This window comes from Caballeronia sp. NCF2 (genome assembly GCF_023631205.1).
Classification (GTDB): domain Bacteria; phylum Pseudomonadota; class Gammaproteobacteria; order Burkholderiales; family Burkholderiaceae; genus Caballeronia; species Caballeronia zhejiangensis.
Genome location: NZ_JALQDN010000037.1, coordinates 68,892 through 87,634, shown reverse-complemented (window position 1 = coordinate 87,634; position 18,743 = coordinate 68,892). Strand labels below are relative to the sequence as shown.

Here is an 18,743-nt window from a genome sequence, read left to right as displayed (position 1 = left end):
CGCCGATTAAACTTGAAGTCGTGGGTATGCGCAACTTATTTTTCGAATATGTGGGCAGCCTCTAACTGGGGGTGGGGGTTCGCGGCCTGCGGGGGCGTTATGTGGCCGGCGGGCGCGGGCGCAGCGAGGCGCCCAATCCGCTCGATCCTTCCTTGCTCGTCGTCCTCGGCGGTCCGATCGGGGCTTTTGAAGACGCGCACTATCCGCATCTCGCGCCGCTGCTTTCGATGCTCGAAAAGCGCATTGCGGCGGGCTTGCCGACCATCGGCATCTGTCTCGGCTCGCAACTGATCGCGCGTGCGCTCGGCGCGCAGGTGTATCCGTCGGGGAAGCTGGAGCTCGGCTGGTCGCCGCTCACGCTGACCGACGCGGGACGCGCGTCCGCGCTGCGGCATCTCGAAGCCGAAGGCGCGTCCGTGCCCGTCTTTCACTGGCACGGCGATACCTTCGATCTCCCCAAAGACGCGACGCTGCTCGCATCGACAGATATGTGTGCGCATCAGGCGTTCACCTGGGGCGAGCACGTGCTCGCGCTGCAGTGTCATCCGGAAGTGCTCGTCGAGCGCTTCGAGAGCTGGCTCGTCGCCTATCCGGGCGATGTCGCGAAAAGCGGCACGACGGTCGCCGCGTTGCGCGAGGAAACCGCGCGTCACGGCGCGAAGCTCGAACGCGCCGCCCGCGCGATGTTCGGCGAGTGGCTCGATCGCTTCACCGTGGATGCGCGCTGAACGTGTGATGGTATGAGCCATCGGCGTTTCTGCGTGTCGTGAAGGGCGGTGCTATTCTCGATCGCTTCATTTCCATCGACGAGTCACCGCCATGAGCGCGTTGTTCACACCCACGACCCTACGCGGTCTCGAACTTCCGAACCGCATCTTCGTATCGCCGATGTGCCAGTACTCCGCCGAGCGCGGCGAGGCCACGGCATGGCACATGATCCATCTCGGCCAGCTCGCGTTGTCGGGCGCGGGCATGCTGTTCATCGAGGCGACGGCCGTCGAGCCGGACGGACGCATCACGGCGGGCGATCTCGGTCTCTGGGACGATGTCACCGAAGCCGCGCTGCGTCCCGTGCTCGCCGCCATCCGCCAGTATTCGAAGATCGCGGTGACGATGCAGTTGTCTCACGCGGGCCGCAAGGCATCGAGCCGCAAGCCGTGGGAAGGGGGAGCGCTGGTTTCCGTCGCCGATGGCGGGTGGATGACTTACGCGCCGTCGTCCGTTCCGCATAAGCCCGAAGAAACGCCGCCGCTCGCGCTCGACGCCGCCGGTCTCGTCCGCGTGAAGGAAGCGTTCGTCGCGTCGGCGAAGCGGGCTGCGCGGCTCGGCATCGACGGCATCGAAGTGCATTGCGCGCATGGTTATCTGCTGCATCAGTTTCTGTCGCCGATTGCCAATCAGCGCACCGACGAATACGGCGGCTCGCTCGAAAACCGCATGCGCTATCCGCTCGAGATCTTCGATGCCGTGCGCGCCGCGTTCCCGGCCGACAAACCCGTCGGCGTGCGCGTTTCGGCGACCGACTGGGTCGAAGGCGGTTGGAGCATCGAAGACACGATCGCGTTCGCAGCGGAGTTGAAGAAGCGCGGCGTCGACTGGGTCGATGTATCGTCGGGCGGCGTTTCGCCGTTGCAGAAGATTCCGTTGTCGTCGGGCTATCAGGTGCCGTTCGCGCAGGCCGTGAAGGAAGCGACGGGCGTGAACACTGTCGCCGTCGGACTGATTACGGAGGCGAAGGAAGCAGAAGAAATCGTGGCGAGCGGCAAGGCGGACTACGTCGCGATGGCGCGCGCGATGCTCTACGATCCGCGCTGGCCGTGGCACGCCGCCGCCGAGCTCGGCGCGACCGTCACGGCGCCGCCGCAGTACTGGCGCTCGCAGCCGCGCGACCAGAAGAACCTCTTTGGCGAGATCACAATCGGCCAGCGCTGAAACGTTGCGCGCATCGCCCGGACGGTTGAGCAGACGCGCGCCGGGAGTGTAGGATACCGGTGTGTTGGACGCGAGCGTTCAACGAGCGAACGCGGCGGCATCGAAGCCACCGCGTTTTTTTTGTCCCGATGTTCATCCCCGATCGCGCGGGAGCGAAGCGTTATTTAAGGATTCGTTCGATGAGTTCACGCAGGGTCACCGTTCGCCGCTCCGGCGTGCACGGTAAAGGCGTGTTTGCCGTGAAGCCGATCGCCGCCGGCGAGAAGGTGATGGAGTACAAGGGCGAGCGCATTTCGTGGAAGGAAGCGCTGCGCCGCCATCCGCACAATCCCGACGAGCCGAATCACACGTTCTACTTCGCACTCGACGATGGCCGCGTGATCGACGGCAAGATCGAAGGCAACAGCGCGAAGTACATCAATCATTCGTGCGCGCCGAATTGCGAGGCCGAGGAAGTCGAAGGGCGCGTGTTCATCCACGCGCTGCGCGACATCGAGGCGGATGAAGAGCTGAATTACGACTACGGTCTCGTCATCGACGGCCGCATCACCAAGAAGCTCAAGAAAGAATACGAATGCCGATGCGGCGCGAAGAAATGCCGCGGCACGATGCTCGCGCTGAAAGAAGAGAAGGCGAAAAAGAAGAAGTAAGCCGCGCTTAAGACCGGACAGAGCCACGGACCGAAACCCGTGGCTCTTTTTTATTCCGCCGCCGGTTTGTCTTCCTTCAGCGGCATGCGCACGATGAAGCGCGCGCCGCCTTCGGGCGCATCTTCGTAGTGCACCGTGCCGCCGTGCAGCACCATGATGTCGTGAACGATCGCGAGTCCGAGGCCCGCGCCGCCTTCGACGTTTTGCCCGTCGCCGCGGAAAAAGCGCTTGAAAAGATCGCCTTGCTGATCCGGCGGCACGCCTGGTCCGTTGTCTTCCACGACGACTTCGCCGAAGCGCCGGCCGTTCGCGTCGCTCCATTCCGTGACCGACATCGTGATGCGCGCGCCTTCGATGCGAAACGGCGGAATGTACTTGAGCGCGTTGTCGATCAGATTCGCGAGCACCTCACGCGCGAGCACGACATTGCCGCGCACGATCAGCGGATGTTCGTTCTCGGGATCGTCGAGGCGCTGAAAACCGAGATCGACGTGTGCGGCGAGGGCGCGCGGCACCCATTCCGCGCCGGTTTCGAACGCGAGCGCGGCCAGATCGAAATCGGAAAAGCGCGCCGCCTGTTCGCCCGGCTCGGCGCGCGCGAGCGAAAGCAATTGGTTCGACAGCCGCACCGCGCGATCCGCCGATGCGCGCAATTCCTTCACCGCTTCGACGGCCTTCGCGGGATCGCGCGAACTGAGCGCCTGCTCGGCGTGCAGCTTGACCGCCGTCAGTGGCGTGCGCAGTTGATGCGCGGCATCGGCGATGAACTTGCGTTGCGCATCGAGCGCGCTTTGCAGGCGCACGAGCAGGCCGTTCATCGCGCTCGTGAGCGGGCGGATTTCGCTCGGCACGTAAGTCTCGTCGACAGGTTCGAGCGAGATGTGCGTCTGCTGATTGAGCGCGTCGGCGAGATCGGTGAGCGGGTTCAACTGCTGATTCACGACGCGCCACACGATCACCCATCCGGCGAGCAGCAGCAACAGCAGCGGCATCATGATCGCGATGAGAAATTCGACCGCGATCCGATATCGCGAACCCACGCGTTGCGCCACTTCGACGACGATCGGATTGCCCGTCGGCTGCGGCACGCGCACTTGCGCCGCGCGCACGGAGACGCCCTCGAAGTGCGTCTCGAAGACGTACGCGTAGTGAATGCGCCGCACGTTGGTGCCGGTGAGCGGCAGATCGGGTTCCCCGGCGATTTCCTCATCGCCCGTGCTGATGCGGTAGATGAGTTGCTCGACGGGGTCCGAGAACATCGCCTGCGCGAGCGGCGGCACGGTGACGGGCGCATCGACGCCGGCGAGCTGGATCTGCTTGGAGATGGCCGTCGCGAGATCCGCGAGCGAGCGGTCGACGACGTGCTGCGTGTATTGCCACGCGAGCCAGTAGGCCATGAGGCCGGACATCAGCGCGAGCAGGGACAGCGGCGCGGCGAGGCGGCGCAGGAGCGTGCGCCGCAGACTCGGCGGCGCCGGCGTCTCGGCGGCTTTCGACCGCGCCAGATCGAGCCAGTCTTCGCGGGCGAAACGCTGGTCGCCCGCGCGGCGAGTGGGAAATCGCAAGGCGTTTTACGGCAGAAGCGTTACGCCGCTTGCCGGATCTCCTGAAGCAGATAGCCGAAGCCGCGCACCGTCACGATTTCCACGCGCGTGTTCTCGAGTTTCTTGCGCACGCGATGCACATACACTTCGATGGCCGTATCGCCGAGATCGCCGCCGAAGTGCGTCAGATGATCCTGCAACTGCGCCTTGCTCACGACGCGGCCGTGACGCAGCAACAGCATTTCGAGCACGGCGAATTCGCGCGGCGAGAGTTCGAGCGGACGCTCGTCGTTGAAGATGCGGCGATCGACGCCCGACAGGCGCAAGCCGCCGAGCGACACTTCGGGGCGTGGCACGTCGCCGTGCGGGCCGCTGCGTCGCATCACCGCGCGGATACGCGCTTCGAGTTCCTGCGGCTCGAACGGCTTCAGCATGTAGTCGTCGGCGCCGCTGTTCAGGCCTTGCACGCGGTCGTGCAGTTCATCGCGCGCGGTGAGGATGATCACCGGCGTGTGACGATTGCCCTGGCGGAAACGCGAAAGCAGCGTCATGCCGTCGATGCCGGGCAGGCCGAGATCGAGAATGACGAGCTCGTGGCGGTTCTGCGCGAGCGCCTGTTCGGCGAAGATGCCGTCGTGCACCATGTCGACCGTGAAGCCGGATTGTTCGAGGCTGCTTTGAATGCCGCGCGCGATGGGGCGGTCGTCTTCGATCAGAAGGATTCGCATGGAGTCGCTCAAGTACAATGGGTTGAGCTCTAGCGGGCGGGGCGGTCGGCGGCATGGTCACATGCGCGGCGTGCGGCGCGGGCTCGAGCCGGTTCAAAACTCACATCTCATGCGGCGTGCGCGACCTGTTTTCCTAAAGCCGCGAGCGGCCGTACACCGAATGTATTTCTGCCCGGACATGGCTGTCATCCCGATCCACGAACTCGAAGCCGCGATCAACTACTGGCGCGGCCGCTCCCCGTCGAGCGGCGACGAACTCAGCCTCTGCAAGGAAGCGAGCGCGCTGTCCAGGCCCTATGCGCTGCTGATTGTACAGCGTCAATCCGGGCTGCCGCCCGAACAACTGGACGACGAGGCTCGCGCCGCCTGGGAAGCTTACGAGCGCTTCAGGAATGGTAGTCGAGACTGAAAGGTAACTGACGATCGAGCTTTCTATTTGCTGTTCGAAGGCTTGCGTTTATCCCGAATTCGCGTCTTTCCGTATGAAATCCGGCCTTTCGCGGTGTCATGGTTGGTAACATGCGCGTTACCTTGTTTGCCGCTGCAAGGAATTCGTAAAACGCGCGCGAAACGGCCCCTTTGCGCAAAGGGTTTGTGAGGGCACCCGCTGCCATGCGATAAAGTCGCATTCATCACGGCTACCGCGCATATCCGCCTCATGCTCGAACTCGATCATTTCGACCTCGCCCTGCTCGACGTGCTTCAACGCTTCGGGCGCGCGACGCATCAGCAACTGGGCGAGCAGGTGCCGCTTTCGCCGTCGCAGATCGGGCGGCGCCTGCAGCGCCTCGAAGCGACGGGCGTGATCGAAGGATATCGGGTGGTGTTGCGGCCCGAAAAGCTCGGCCTGGGCGTGACGGCGTTCACGAGTTTGAAGCTGAAGCATCACGGCGATTCGATCATCGAGCAGTTTCAGCAGCAGATCGAAATGCTGCCCGAAGTGCTCGAATGTCACGCGACCGTCGGCGATGCGGATTACCTGCTGCGCATCGTCGCGCCCGATTTGAACGCGCTTTCAGGCTTCGTCATGAAGAAGCTGATGCGCGTGCCGGGCGTCGACAGCGTGCGCTCGAACATCGTGCTGACGACGTTCAAGCGCAACGGTCCGCTGCCGCTTTCTCATCTCGCCGACGACGACGCCTCGGGACTGAGCAAATCGACGTAAGCGAGCGGCACGAGATCGGTCTGCGCCACGCCGAGGCGCGCGAACATCGCGTGAGCTTCTTCTTCGCCGCCGGCTTCGTCGTCGTCCTGGCCGAGCACCACTTCCAGCTCGATGAAATCGCCGAGACCGTCCACGCGGTCCAGATGAATGCGCGTGCGCCCGACGAGAAACACATGCCGTTCCTTCGAGACAATGCCGCGCGTCGTCAGCGCCTGCGCGAGCAGCGCGTGCATCGCCTCGGGATTCGTCACCGGGCTGCGCGTGTAATACGAGACTTTCGGACCGTCGCGGTCGTCGCGCTGATAAAAGATCAGCTCGGATGGCGTGCCGTCGTCGAACTGGCGCAGCTTGAGGCGTCCGGTCGGCACGTCGTAGAAGAAGTCTTGCTGGCGGAAAACCAGCGGCGCGTCGGGGGCGAGCGCGGCCGCGCGTTCGCGCAGTGCGTCGAATTGATGCGCGCGCGCCTTGATTTCGATGTTGCGTGCCATGAAGACTCCTCGAACACGGTTGGATGTAAAAAAGCGAGCGCCCAGCCTAGCAGACGATCGATGAAGCGCGCTTGAAAGTCCTTGCCCGCGAAGTCGGGATTTGCCCTCAGACGGACCATTGCGCGTCGATCAACCGCAGCGCCGCCGCGATCGCCGGTTCATCGCGACGTTCCGCGAGCGCGACGAAGGACAACTGCGTCGGCACCGTGACGCCTTCGACGATCGTCAGCGCGTGTGCGTGCGCCTGCGCCAGCGCGATCGAATCGCGCGCGAGCGACAGACCGACGCCCGATTTCACGAGATCGAGCATCGACGGCTCCTGATCCACTTCCGCGACGACGAGCGGCATCGCGCCCGCCTCGCGGAAGAGGCGCGACAACAGCCGGTTATGCGCGGATTCCTGCGGCGTCCAGATCCACGGCAGCTTGGCGAGCGCGGCCCAGTTGCGCTTGCCCTTGTTGACGCGGTTGTGCCAGCCCGCCGGCGCAAGCACGCGATATAGAAATGGCGTCAGCCTGACGACATGAAAGCGCTCGCCGTCGCGCGTGCCGTCGACGGCCGGATCGCCGATGTAATAGCCGACGTCGAGATCACGCGCCCTCACGCGCTCCAGCACCCAGCCCGACATGCCGTGCCGCAATGACGTCTCGATGCGCGGATGCGTCTCCACGAGCTGACGCAAAAATCCGCCGAGCCGCAGAAACTCGGGATCGAGAATCGTGCCGATGCGCAGCGTGCCGCTCACTTCGTGACGCAGCGCAGCAGCGGCGCGCTGCACGTCGGCGGCGGCTGCGAGCGCGCGTTCGGCGTGCGGCAGGAGCGCTTCGCCATCGCGCGTCAGCAAAAGTCCGTGCGACGTCCGCGAAAACAGGACGACGCCCAGCATCTCCTGCAGATTCTTGATCTGCAGGCTGACGGCCGGCTGCGTCAGATGCAGTTGCGCCGCCGCGCGCGTGAGGTTGCCTTCGCGTGCAACGGTGATGAAGGCGCGCAGAAGAATGTAGTCCATCGGCTGATATTAAAGCTTCTTATATCCCAGTTGAACATATCTGATTGGATTCGCAAGCGCATCCCGCAGTACGCTCGGTTGATCTGCAAGCCAAAGACGCCGCACAAGACGGCGCGCCACGGAGACAAGCGATGAAACAGAACGCGCGCAAGCTGGAAGGTGAATTCGACTACATCGTGGTCGGCGCGGGCACGGCCGGTTGCGTGCTCGCGAATCGCCTAACCGAAGATCCCGACGTGAACGTGCTGCTGCTCGAAGCGGGCGGCAAGGACGACTATCACTGGATTCATATTCCGGTCGGCTATCTGTATTGCATCGGCAATCCGCGCACGGACTGGCTTTACAAGACGCAGGCCGAACCGGGCCTGAACGGACGCGCGCTGTCGTATCCGCGCGGGCGCGTGCTCGGTGGATGCTCGTCGATCAACGGCATGATCTACATGCGCGGCCAGCGCGAGGACTACGACGACTGGGCGCATGTCAGCGGCGATCCGAACTGGTCGTGGGATTCCGTGCTGCCCATCTTCAAGCGCAGCGAGGATCATCACGGCGGCGGCAACCAATGGCACGGCGCGGGCGGGGAATGGCGCGTCGAGAAGCAGCGTCTGAAGTGGAAGATTCTCGAAACCTTCGCGCAGGCCGCGCAGCAGAGCGGCATTCCCGCGACCGATGACTTCAATCGCGGCGACAACACGGGCGTCGGTTATTTCGAAGTGAATCAGCGCGGCGGCATTCGCTGGAATGCGGCGAAGGCCTTTCTCCGTGAAGCGATGAAGCGTCCGAACCTCACGACGATCACCGGCGCGCACACGCAACGCCTCGTGTTCGAAGGCGCGCGCTGCGTCGGCGTGGAGTATCGCGGCGGCGACGTCGATTACATCGCGCGCGCGCGATGCGAAGTGATTCTCAGCGCGGGCGCGGTGAATTCGCCGCAGATTCTCGAACTCTCGGGCATCGGCAATGGCGCGCGTCTGCAGCGTCTCGGCATCGATGTCGTGAAGAGTCTGCGCGGCGTCGGCGAAAATCTGCAGGACCACTTGCAATTGCGCATGGCGTACAAGGTCAACGGCGTGCGCACGTTGAACACGTTGTCCGCGCATTGGTGGGGCAAGCTTTTCATCGGCATGCAATACGCGCTGTTGCGTAGCGGCCCGATGTCGATGGCGCCATCGCAGCTCGGCGCGTTCGCGAAGTCCAATCCCGACGATGCATCGATCAAGCGCCCCGACGTGCAGTATCACGTTCAGCCCTTGTCGCTCGAACGCTTCGGCGAACCGCTGCACGCGTTCAATGCGTTCACGGCATCCGTGTGCAATCTGCGGCCGACATCGCGCGGCAGCGTGCATATCGAATCGCCCGATGCCCATGGGGCGCCGCTGATCGCGCCGAATTATCTGTCGACGGACCGCGACCGCGAAGTCGCCGCGAATGCGTTGCGCCTCACGCGGCGCATCGCCGGCGCGCCCGCGCTCGCGCGTTATGCGCCGGAAGAGATCTTGCCCGGCATTCAGTTTCAGACGCAGGAAGAACTCGTCGAAGCGGCGGGCAAGGTCGGCACGACGATCTTTCATCCGGTCGGCACATGCCGCATGGGCACGGACAACGATCCGGGGGCGGTCGTCGACAGCCGCCTGCGCGTGATCGGCGTGCGCGGCCTGCGCGTCGTCGATGCATCGGTGATGCCGACGATCACATCGGGCAATACGAATTCGCCGACGCTGATGATCGCCGAGCGCGCGAGCGACATGATCCGCGAAGACCGGCGCAGCATCGAAGCGCAGGAAGTGATCGCGACGGCGCTCGCGTGACGCGATGAATGACGTATGCATGACGCGCGCATGACGCTCGATCAGTCATCGCTTATTTGCGCCCTGCATAAGCATTCCCCATGCCCCCATAACGTGCATGCGGCGGGACTCCAAGCAAATCGTTAGTAAGTGCAAATCCCAATGATTGCGCTGCATCATTGGCGCGACAATGGCCCCGGAATTAGTGATGCTCGGCATGCCACGTGCACACTTTGTGCGGCCGCAACAGCGACGCGCGAAGCGAAGCAGTACCGGAATGGAGACAACGTTCGGGTGCGCGCGGAAAGAAAAAATAAGGCGCAGGCGAACAGAGTTTGCCCCAGCGTCTCACTTCGCATGGAAGGGGACATGATTCTCGGCGACACCATTCTTGAAACGCGAGGACTCACGAAGGAATTCAAAGGCTTCACGGCCGTGAATGGCGTGAACCTGCGCGTTCGCCGCGGTTCGATCCATGCGCTGATCGGACCGAACGGCGCAGGCAAGACAACCTGCTTCAACCTGCTCACCAAGTTCCTCGAACCCACTGCGGGCCAGATCGTTTTCAACGGCACGGACATCACGCGCGAGCGGCCGGCGCATATCGCGCGGCGCGGCATCATCCGCTCGTTTCAGATTTCCGCCGTGTTTCCGCATCTGACCGTGCTGCAGAACGTGCGTATCGGCTTGCAGCGGCAACTGGGTACGTCGTTTCATTTCTGGCGCAGCGAGCGTTCTCTCGACGCGCTAAACGACCGCGCGATGGATCTGCTCACGCAAGTCGGCCTCACCGATTTCGCCGATACCAAAACTGTCGAGCTTTCGTACGGCCGCAAGCGCGCGCTGGAGATCGCGACCACGCTGTCGATGGAGCCCGAACTCATGCTCCTCGACGAACCGACGCAAGGCATGGGCCACGAAGACGTCGACCGCGTGACGGCGCTCATCAAGAAAGTATCGGCGGGCCGCACCATCCTGATGGTCGAGCACAACATGAACGTCATCGCGGGCATCTCCGACACCATCACCGTGCTTCAGCGCGGCGAAGTGCTGGCCGAAGGCAGCTACGCGGAAGTGTCGAAGAATCCGCTCGTGATGGAAGCCTACATGGGCAGCGCCGATGCGGCGCTCACCGGAGCGCATGCATGAGTACGATCGTGGAGGAGCGCCGCTCGCGCGAGGCGAACGGCGCGGCGGGCAATGTGCCCGCGCTGGAAATCTCGGGATTGCAGGCGTGGTACGGGGAATCGCACATTCTGCATGGCGTGGACCTCAAGGTGAATCGCGGCGAAGTGGTCACGCTGCTCGGCCGCAACGGCGCGGGCCGCACGACGACGCTGCGCGCCATCATGGGCCTGACCGGGCGCAGGACGGGCTCGATTCGCGTCGCGGGACACGAAACCATCGGGCTCGCCACACACAAGATCGCGCATTACGGGGTCGGCTATTGTCCGGAGGAGCGCGGCATTTTTTCGAGCTTGTCGTGCGAGGAAAACCTGCTGTTGCCGCCGCTCATCGGCAAGCAGAAGGACGCGATGTCGCTCGACGAGATCTATTCGATGTTCCCGAACCTGAAAGAGCGCCGCGCGAGCCAGGGCACGCGTCTTTCGGGCGGCGAGCAGCAGATGCTGGCCGTCGCGCGCATTCTGCGCACGGGCGCGAATCTGCTTCTGCTCGATGAAATCTCGGAAGGTCTCGCGCCGGTCATCGTGCAGACACTCGCGCGCATGATCCTCATGCTGAAGTCGCGCGGCTACACGATCGTCATGGTCGAACAGAATTTTCGTTTCGCGGCGCCGCTCGCGGACCGCTTTTACGTGATGGAGCACGGAAACATCGTCGAGCATTTCGGCGCGGGGGAACTCGAAGCGAAGATGCCGGTGCTGCACGAATTGCTCGGGGTGTAATCGATCCCGAACGCGGCACGCCGGAAAGAAGGGCAACACCAGTAACACCGCAACAAATCAAAACTCATGGAGACTGGAATGAAAAAGAAGACCCTCGCGCGCCTCTCTACTCTGTGCTTTGCGGCTGCGGCGGCGAGTGTGGCGGTGATGAGCACGAGCGCCAACGCCGCCGACGGCAACACCGTGAAGATCGGTTTCGTCACCGACATGTCGGGCCTCTACGCGGACATCGACGGCCAGGGCGGCCTCGAAGCCATTCGCATGGCGATCGCGGACTTCGGCGGCAAGGTGAACGGCAAGCCGATCGAACTCGTCTATGCGGATCACCAGAACAAGGCGGATATCGCGGCATCGCGCGCGCGTGAATGGATCGACCGCGACGGCGTGAACGCGATCATCGGCGGCACGAATTCGGCGACGGCGCTCTCGACCGCGCAAGTCGCGGCGGAGAAGAAGACGCCGTACATCAACATCGGCGCGGGCGCGGACAACCTGACCAACGAGCAATGCTCGCCGTACACGGTGCACTACGCGTACGACACGATGGCGCTCGCGAAAGGCACCGGTTCCGCGGTGACGAAGCAGGGCGGCAAGACGTGGTACTTCCTCACCGCCGACTATGCGTTCGGCAAGGCGCTCGAAAAGAATACGGCCGACGTCGTGAAGGCGAACGGCGGCCAGGTGCTCGGCGAAGTGCGTCATCCGCTGTCGGCGTCGGACTTCTCGTCGTTCCTGCTGCAGGCGCAGGGATCGAAGGCGCAGGTGCTCGGCCTCGCGAACGCGGGCGGCGACACGATCAACTCGATCAAGGCCGCGAAGGAATTCGGCATCACCAAGTCGATGAAGATCGCCGCGCTGCTCATCTTCATCAACGATATCCACAGCCTCGGGCTCGAAACGACGCAGGGTCTCGTCCTGACGGACAGCTGGTACTGGAACAAGGATGAGAACACGCGCAAATGGGCGCAGCGCTACTTCGGCAAGATGAAGAAGATGCCGTCGAGCCTGCAGGCAGCGGACTATTCCGCCGTGATGGCCTACCTGAACGCGGTGAAGGCGGCGGGCACGACCGACGGCGACAAGATCATGGCGCAGCTCAAGAAGACGAAGATCGACGACTTCTACGCGAAGGGCTACATCCGCGAAGACGGTTCGATGATTCACGACATGTATCTGATGGAAGTGAAGAAGCCGTCGGAATCGAAGGAGCCGTGGGACTACTACAAGATCACCGCGACGATTCCGGGCGATCAGGCGTTCGGCACGAAGGCGGAGTCACGCTGCAAGCTCTGGAAGTAAGCGTTCGGCGGTGATTCAGCGCGTTCGCGAGGCGGGCGGCCAAGAGGGCCGCTCGGCCGCCGCAACCGCGTCAACACGTTTCTGACGGCAGGTTCAATGGAAATTTTCGGCATTCCACTCGCCGCGATGATGAGCCAGCTGCTGCTCGGGCTGGTGAACGGCTCGTTCTACGCGATCCTGAGCCTCGGGCTCGCGGTGATCTTCGGCTTGCTCAACGTCATCAACTTCGCGCACGGCGCGCTCTTCATGCTGGGCGCGATGCTCGCATGGATGGGCGCTTCCTACTTCAACGTCCCGTACTGGGCGATGCTCGTGCTCGCGCCCGTCATCGTCGGGCTGTTCGGCGTTTTCGTCGAGCGATCGATGCTGCGCTGGCTCTACAAGCTCGATCATCTCTACGGGCTGCTGCTCACGTTCGGCCTCACGCTCGTGATCGAAGGCGTGTTTCGCTCGATCTACGGTTCGTCGGGGCAGCCTTACGACGTGCCGTCGCTGCTGCAAGGCGCGACCAATCTCGGCTTCATGTTCCTGCCGAACTATCGCGCGTGGGTGGTCGTGGCGTCGCTCGTCGTGTGTTTCGCGACGTGGTTCGTGATCGAGAAGACGCGCGTCGGCGCTTATCTGCGCGCGGGCACGGAGAATCCGAAGCTCGTCGAGGCGTTCGGCGTCAACGTGCCGATGATGATTACCCTCACCTACGGCTTCGGCGTCGCGCTCGCGGCGTTCGCGGGCGTGCTTGCGGCGCCGGTGATTCAGGTGTCGCCGCTGATGGGCCAGTCGATGATCATCACGGTGTTCGCGGTGGTCGTGATCGGCGGCATGGGTTCGATCATGGGCTCGATCCTCACGGGTCTCTTGCTCGGCGTGATCGAAGGCTTGACGCGCGTGTTCTATCCGGAAGCGTCCGCGACGGTCGTCTTCGTCATCATGGCGATCGTGTTGATGATTCGCCCGGCAGGATTCTTCGGCAAGGAAAAATGATGCAGAGAAAAGCGCTCTACGGCCTGTTGCTGATCGGCCTGATCGTGGCGCCGTTCGTCGGCGTGTATCCGCTGTTCATGATGAAAGTGCTGTGCTTCGCGCTCTTCGCAGCCGCGTTCAATTTGCTGATCGGCTATACGGGGCTGCTGTCGTTCGGACACGCGATGTTCCTCTCTTCCGCGGGCTACGTGGCCGGCTACGCGATCCAGACGCTCAACTTCACGCCGGAGCTCGGCGTGCTCGCGGGCACGGCGGCGGCGACGCTGCTCGGTCTCGTCGCCGGCCTGATCGCGATTCGGCGCCAGGGCATCTACTTCGCGATGGTCACGCTCGCGCTCGCGCAGATGGTGTACTTCGTCTTCCTCCAGGCGCCGTTCACGCATGGCGAAGACGGTCTGCAAGGCGTGCCGCGCGGCAAGCTGTTCAACGCGATCGATCTCGGCAACGACATCACGCTGTATTACGTCGTGCTCGTGGTGATGCTGCTCGCGTTCGCGCTGATCGTGCGCATCGTGCATTCGCCGTTCGGGCAAGTGCTGATCGCGATCAAGGAGAACGAGCCGCGCGCTATTTCGCTCGGCTACGACACGTCGCGCTACAAGCTGCTCGCGTTCGTGCTGTCGGCGGGGCTCGCGGGTTTCGCGGGCGCGACGAAGACGCTCGTGCTCGGCTTCGAAACCCTGGGCGACGCGCACTGGACGATGTCCGGCCTCGTCGTGCTGATGACCCTCGTCGGCGGCATGAGCACGATGTTCGGCCCGCTGCTCGGCGCGGCGATCATCGTCGCGCTGGAAGACCGGCTCGGCGATATCGGCAGCGGCATCGCGCGGCTCACGGGCGTAACGTGGTTCAACTCGCTGGGCGAATCGGTGACGATCGTGACGGGCGTCATCTTCATCGCGTGCGTGCTGGCGTTCCGTCGCGGAATTGTCGGGGAGATCGTTGCGCGGGTTCGGCCGCTGCAAGGCTGAAGCGATTTACTTTGAATTGCGAATTAATTGGGGCTTCGCGAGAAGCGCGCTGTATTGCAAGAAATACGCCCCGTTGAGGTGCTTTTGTGCACCACTAGGGTAAATGCTAGGTTGCCGGGCACTGTTGCGTTCTTTAACATGCGTCCTAGTTCTGTTGCACCCAGATTTTTGAGGTGGAGAACGAGGAGACATGAGGCACGAAGTGCCCGACCGAAAAGCGCTGTTGGATGAGTCCAACAGCGCTTTTTTATTTGCCCGTCGATAATACGAATTAATCCCTCGACGGATTTAAGGCGGGGTTTTCCCGAGGGTTTAGGGATGCGTGCGGCGTCGTCGGAAAAGCGTTGAAAAAACAACGTTCGAAGCCCGGGAAGACCCTTCAAAACGCTTGCTGCCCGGCGCTTTCGTCCGCTAAACTGCATTTCCCGACCCGTCGGTCGGCGATTCGAAGCGGCGCGAATCACGGACATATTCGCAGGCGATTCTTTACGCATAAGCACGATTTACGGGGCGCAAATCAATGAAGTTGGCATTACGCGGAAAGGCGGTCGCAATGGCCGTCGCGGCATTATCGGCGGTAATCAGCAATCAGGTTTTGGCGGACGTGAAAATCGGCGTGACGGTTTCGGCAACGGGCCCGGCGGCGTCGCTTGGCATTCCCGAGAAGAACACCGTTTCGTTGCTTCCGAAGGAGGTCGCCGGGCAGAAGGTGGAATACATCGTTCTCGACGACGCCACCGATTCCACGCAGGCCGTGAAAAACGCGCGCAAGCTGACGAGCGAAGATCATGTCGATGCGCTCGTCGGCTCGACCGTCGTTCCGAACTCGCTCGCGATGACCGACATCGCCGCTGAAACGCACACGCCGATGATCTCGATGGCCGCAGCCGCGAGCATCGTCGAACCGATGGATGCGAAAAAGGCGTGGGTCTTCAAGACGCCGCAGAACGACATTCTGATGGCCACCGCGATCGCGCAGCACATGTCGAATCATGGCGTGAAGACGGTCGCGTTCATCGGCTTCTCCGATGCCTACGGCGAGAGCTGGTTCAAGGAATTCTCGAAAGCGGCCGATCTCGCGAAGCTGAAGATCGTCGCGAACGAGCGCTTCGCGCGCAACGACGCATCGGTGACGGGCCAGGTGCTCAAGACGATGTCGCAGAACGCGGACGCGGTGCTGATCGCGGGCGCGGGCACGCCGGCCGCGCTGCCGCAGAAGACGCTCAAAGAGCGCGGCTACAAGGGCAAGATCTATCAGACGCACGGCGTCGCCAATAACGACTTCCTGCGCGTGTGCGGCAAGGATTGCGAAGGCACGTTCCTGCCCGCCGGACCGCTGCTCGTCGCGGAGCAGTTGCCCGACAGCAATCCCGTGAAGCAGGCCGCGCTCACGTACAAGAAAGCGTATGAAGGCGCCTACGGCGCGGGTTCGGTGTCGACCTTCGGCGGTCACGCGTGGGACGCGGGCCTCGTTCTGCAGCGCGCGATTCCCATTGCGCTGAAGAAGGGCCAGCCCGGCACGCCGGCGTTCCGCGAAGCGCTGCGCGCGGCCATCGAAGAGACGAAGAATCTGCCTGCATCGCACGGCATCTTCAACATGAGCCCCAACGATCACTCCGGACTGGACCAGCGCGCGCGCGTGATGGTGGAGATCGTAGGCGGCAAGTGGAAGCTCTCGGGCAACTGACGCAATCGCATGTGAACTGATTCGAGAAAAAAAGGCGCGTCGTTTCGAACGCGCCTTTTTTCTGCGTTGTGCAACGAAAGCCCCGACGAAGAAGAGGGCGCAACGGTCAGGGAAAACGAGCCTTGGCACGCAGTATCGCGGTAAATAGATTGGGGCGGCTCTTTGATTGGCCTCGAAAGTCGCATCGATAACAACTCGCAGCAACGCACCGCCAGTGTGCGCGTTTGGAGACAAGCAATGAAAACGAAGAAGGCATGGATCAAGACCGGCATCGCGCTCGCCATCGCGGGCAGCGTGTTCGCGGGCGCGGGCGCGGCGCTCGCGCAAGTGAAGATCGGCGTGACGCTCTCGGCGACGGGACCGGCGGCATCGCTCGGGATTCCCGAGAAAAATACCGTCGCGCTGTTGCCCAAGGAAATCGGCGGGAAGTCGGTCGAATGGATCGTGCTCGACGACGGTTCCGACACGAGCCGAGCCGTGCAGAACACGCGCAAGCTGATCGACGAAGATCACGTCGATGCGATCGTCGGCTCGACCGTGACGCCAAACTCGCTCGCGATGATCGACCCGGCCGCCGCGGGCAAGACGCCGATGATCTCGATGGCCGCCTCGGCCGCGATCATCTCGCCGATGGACGCGAAGAAAGCGTGGGTCTTCAAGACGCCGCAGAACGACGCGCTCATGGCCGACGCAATCGCGAGCTACATGGAGAAGCACGGCGTGAAGACCGTGGGCTTCATCGGCTTCGCCGATGCCTACGGCGACGGCTGGTACAACGTGTTCAACACGGCGGCCACGGCGCACAAGCTGAAGATCGTCACGAACGAGCGCTTCAACCGCACGGACACGTCCGTGACCGGCCAGGTGCTGAAGACGATGGGCGCGAACCCCGACGCGGTGCTGATCGCGGGTGCGGGCACGCCGTCCGCGCTGCCGGCGAAGGCGCTGAAGGAGCGCGGCTACAAGGGCAAGGTCTATCAGACGCACGGCGTCGCCAACAACGACTTCCTGCGCGTGTGCGGCAAGGATTGCGAGGGCGAGATCCTGCCCGCCGGTCCGGTGCTCGTCACCGAGCAATTGCCGGAGAGCAATCCGGTTAAGAAGTCGTCGGCGGCGTACAAGGACGCGTACGAGAAGGCCTACGGCGCGGGTTCGCTGTCGACGTTCGGCGGCCACGCTTGGGACGCCGGGCAGATGCTTCAGCGCGCGATTCCCGAAGCGCTGAAGAAGGGCCAGCCGGGCACGCCTGAGTTCCGCGAAGCGCTGCGCGCGGCGCTCGAAAACCTCAAGGATCTGCCGGTGTCGCACGGCATCATGAACATGACGCCGACCGATCACAACGGCTTCGACAATCGCGCGCGCGTGATGGTGCAGATCGTCGACGGCAAGTGGAAGCTGCTGAACGACTGATGTCGTGGAACGCGCCTACCCGCGCGTTCGTGTTTCTTAATTTCGAGATGATCTCGTAGAACAAGCGGCGCACCGGCAACGGCGCGCCGCTTGACCATGTTTCACAAGAAGCTCCAAAGAGGAAGTATGGACTTATCGATTGCGGCGATCCTCGCGCAGGACGGGATCACCACGGGCGCGATCTACGCGTTGCTCGCGCTCGCGCTGGTGCTCGTGTTCTCCGTGACACGCGTCATTTTCATTCCGCAGGGCGAGTTCGTCGCGTATGGCGCGCTCACGCTGGCCGCGCTGCAGACGCAGAAGCTGCCCGCCACCTGCTATTTGCTCATCGCGATGGGCGTCGGCTGCTTTATCGCCGAACTCGCTGGCATCGTTCGGCATCCTTCGCGATATCACCAGATCGGACGCTTGCTCACCGTCCTGGCCGGCAAGTATCTGCTGTTTCCCGTTGCGGTTTGGGGCATTACGCAAGCCGCTTTTGCGCAGCCTTTGCCGATGTTGGCCCAGATCGCGCTGACGCTTCTGATCGTCGTCCCAATGGGGCCGTTCGTCTATCGCCTCGCCTATGAGCCGATCGCGGAGGCGAGCACGCTGTTGCTGCTGATCGTCGCGGTCGCCGTGCACTTCGCGATGGTCGGCCTCGGGCTCGTGATGTTCGGCGCCGAAGGATCGCGCACGACGGCATTCTCCGACGCCAACTTCAATCTCGGCAGCGTATCGATCTCCGGGCAAAGCCTGTGGGTCGTGGGGACGGCTGTCGTGTTGATCGTCGCGCTGTACTTCTACTTCGATCGCTCGATTTCCGGCAAGGCGTTGCGCGCGACGTCGGTGAATCGTCTGGGCGCGCGGCTCGTGGGCATCGGCACGACACAGGCGGGGCGCCTCGCGTTCACGCTCGCGGCCGGGCTCGGCGCGCTCTGCGGCGTGCTCGTCGCGCCCATCACGACGATCTACTACGACTCGGGCTTTCTGATCGGCCTGAAGGGTTTCGTGGGCGCGATCGTCGGCGGTCTGGTGAGCTATCCGCTCGCGGCGGCGGGGTCGCTGCTCGTGGGTCTGCTCGAATCGTATTCGTCGTTCTGGGCGAGCGCGTACAAGGAGGTGATCGTCTTCACGCTGATTATTCCGGTGCTGCTGTGGCGAAGCCTGGCGAGCCCGCATTCGGATGAGGACGAGGAGTGAGCC

The 18,743-nt window shown here is 63.1% G+C and carries 18 protein-coding genes; 14 read left to right on the top strand and 4 right to left on the bottom strand.

Annotated features, from left to right (window positions below):
• Window positions 1-65: 65 nt before the first annotated feature.
• From NCS02_RS14155 to NCS02_RS14145, 3 genes are all read left to right on the top strand, one after another.
• Window positions 66-728: a glutamine amidotransferase gene (locus NCS02_RS14155; protein ID WP_250523212.1), complete on the top strand. Its 663-nt coding sequence runs from the start codon at window positions 66-68 to the stop codon at window positions 726-728.
• A gap of 91 nt (window positions 729-819) precedes the next feature.
• On the top strand, window positions 820-1,932 hold the full coding sequence (locus tag NCS02_RS14150; RefSeq protein ID WP_175979669.1) for an NADH:flavin oxidoreductase/NADH oxidase: 1,113 nt from the start codon (window positions 820-822) through the stop codon (window positions 1,930-1,932).
• A gap of 128 nt (window positions 1,933-2,060) precedes the next feature.
• Entirely contained in the window at window positions 2,061-2,582 is a 522-nt protein-coding gene (locus NCS02_RS14145) for an SET domain-containing protein (RefSeq protein ID WP_075583516.1), read from the top strand.
• 50 nt (window positions 2,583-2,632) lie between these two features.
• Here the strand turns inward: NCS02_RS14145 and NCS02_RS14140 are convergent, their stop codons facing one another.
• The gene (locus tag NCS02_RS14140) at window positions 2,633-4,087 is read right to left on the bottom strand and encodes a sensor histidine kinase (protein ID WP_175979872.1); all 1,455 of its coding nucleotides are present in this window, start codon (window positions 4,085-4,087) and stop codon (window positions 2,633-2,635) included.
• Window positions 4,088-4,167: 80 nt separating this feature from the next.
• Entirely contained in the window at window positions 4,168-4,854 is a 687-nt protein-coding gene (locus NCS02_RS14135) for a response regulator transcription factor (protein ID WP_008352418.1), read from the bottom strand.
• A gap of 178 nt (window positions 4,855-5,032) precedes the next feature.
• Here NCS02_RS14135 and NCS02_RS14130 point away from each other — a divergent pair, with 178 nt between their 5' ends.
• On the top strand, window positions 5,033-5,263 hold the full coding sequence (locus NCS02_RS14130; RefSeq protein ID WP_008352420.1) for a DUF3717 domain-containing protein: 231 nt from the start codon (window positions 5,033-5,035) through the stop codon (window positions 5,261-5,263).
• 249 nt (window positions 5,264-5,512) lie between these two features.
• Window positions 5,513-6,019: an Lrp/AsnC family transcriptional regulator gene (locus NCS02_RS14125; RefSeq protein WP_008352422.1), complete on the top strand. Its 507-nt coding sequence runs from the start codon at window positions 5,513-5,515 to the stop codon at window positions 6,017-6,019.
• Here NCS02_RS14125 and NCS02_RS14120 read toward each other — a convergent pair.
• Together NCS02_RS14120 and NCS02_RS14115 are read right to left on the bottom strand one after the other, a co-directional pair.
• A complete protein-coding gene (locus NCS02_RS14120) occupies window positions 5,974-6,507 on the bottom strand; it encodes a class IV adenylate cyclase (RefSeq protein WP_008352423.1) in 534 nt (177 codons plus the stop codon). The genes NCS02_RS14125 and NCS02_RS14120 overlap by 46 nt on opposite strands.
• A gap of 106 nt (window positions 6,508-6,613) precedes the next feature.
• Window positions 6,614-7,516, bottom strand: a complete 903-nt coding sequence (locus NCS02_RS14115; RefSeq protein WP_008352425.1) for a LysR family transcriptional regulator — start codon at window positions 7,514-7,516, stop codon at window positions 6,614-6,616.
• Between the two features lie 131 nt (window positions 7,517-7,647).
• Between NCS02_RS14115 and NCS02_RS14110 the strand changes: the two genes are divergently transcribed.
• From NCS02_RS14110 to NCS02_RS14070, 9 genes are all read left to right on the top strand, one after another.
• On the top strand, window positions 7,648-9,324 hold the full coding sequence (locus tag NCS02_RS14110; RefSeq protein WP_250523210.1) for a GMC family oxidoreductase: 1,677 nt from the start codon (window positions 7,648-7,650) through the stop codon (window positions 9,322-9,324).
• Between the two features lie 348 nt (window positions 9,325-9,672).
• Complete coding sequence (locus NCS02_RS14105; protein ID WP_008352429.1) at window positions 9,673-10,452, top strand: ABC transporter ATP-binding protein; 780 nt, start codon at window positions 9,673-9,675, stop codon at window positions 10,450-10,452.
• Entirely contained in the window at window positions 10,449-11,210 is a 762-nt protein-coding gene (locus NCS02_RS14100) for an ABC transporter ATP-binding protein (protein ID WP_008352430.1), read from the top strand. Before NCS02_RS14105 ends, NCS02_RS14100 begins: the two co-directional genes overlap by 4 nt.
• Before the next feature lie 78 nt (window positions 11,211-11,288).
• Complete coding sequence (locus NCS02_RS14095) at window positions 11,289-12,509, top strand: ABC transporter substrate-binding protein (RefSeq protein ID WP_008352431.1); 1,221 nt, start codon at window positions 11,289-11,291, stop codon at window positions 12,507-12,509.
• A gap of 96 nt (window positions 12,510-12,605) precedes the next feature.
• Complete coding sequence (locus NCS02_RS14090; protein WP_008352432.1) at window positions 12,606-13,490, top strand: branched-chain amino acid ABC transporter permease; 885 nt, start codon at window positions 12,606-12,608, stop codon at window positions 13,488-13,490.
• The gene (locus NCS02_RS14085) at window positions 13,490-14,461 is read left to right on the top strand and encodes a branched-chain amino acid ABC transporter permease (RefSeq protein ID WP_008352433.1); all 972 of its coding nucleotides are present in this window, start codon (window positions 13,490-13,492) and stop codon (window positions 14,459-14,461) included. Before NCS02_RS14090 ends, NCS02_RS14085 begins: the two co-directional genes overlap by 1 nt.
• Before the next feature lie 520 nt (window positions 14,462-14,981).
• Window positions 14,982-16,148: an ABC transporter substrate-binding protein gene (locus NCS02_RS14080; RefSeq protein WP_250523209.1), complete on the top strand. Its 1,167-nt coding sequence runs from the start codon at window positions 14,982-14,984 to the stop codon at window positions 16,146-16,148.
• A 237-nt stretch (window positions 16,149-16,385) separates the two neighbouring features.
• Window positions 16,386-17,558, top strand: coding sequence for an ABC transporter substrate-binding protein (locus NCS02_RS14075; RefSeq protein ID WP_008352435.1), 1,173 nt, complete (start codon window positions 16,386-16,388; stop codon window positions 17,556-17,558).
• Between the two features lie 126 nt (window positions 17,559-17,684).
• The gene (locus NCS02_RS14070) at window positions 17,685-18,740 is read left to right on the top strand and encodes a branched-chain amino acid ABC transporter permease (protein ID WP_008352437.1); all 1,056 of its coding nucleotides are present in this window, start codon (window positions 17,685-17,687) and stop codon (window positions 18,738-18,740) included.
• Window positions 18,741-18,743: the final 3 nt, after the last annotated feature.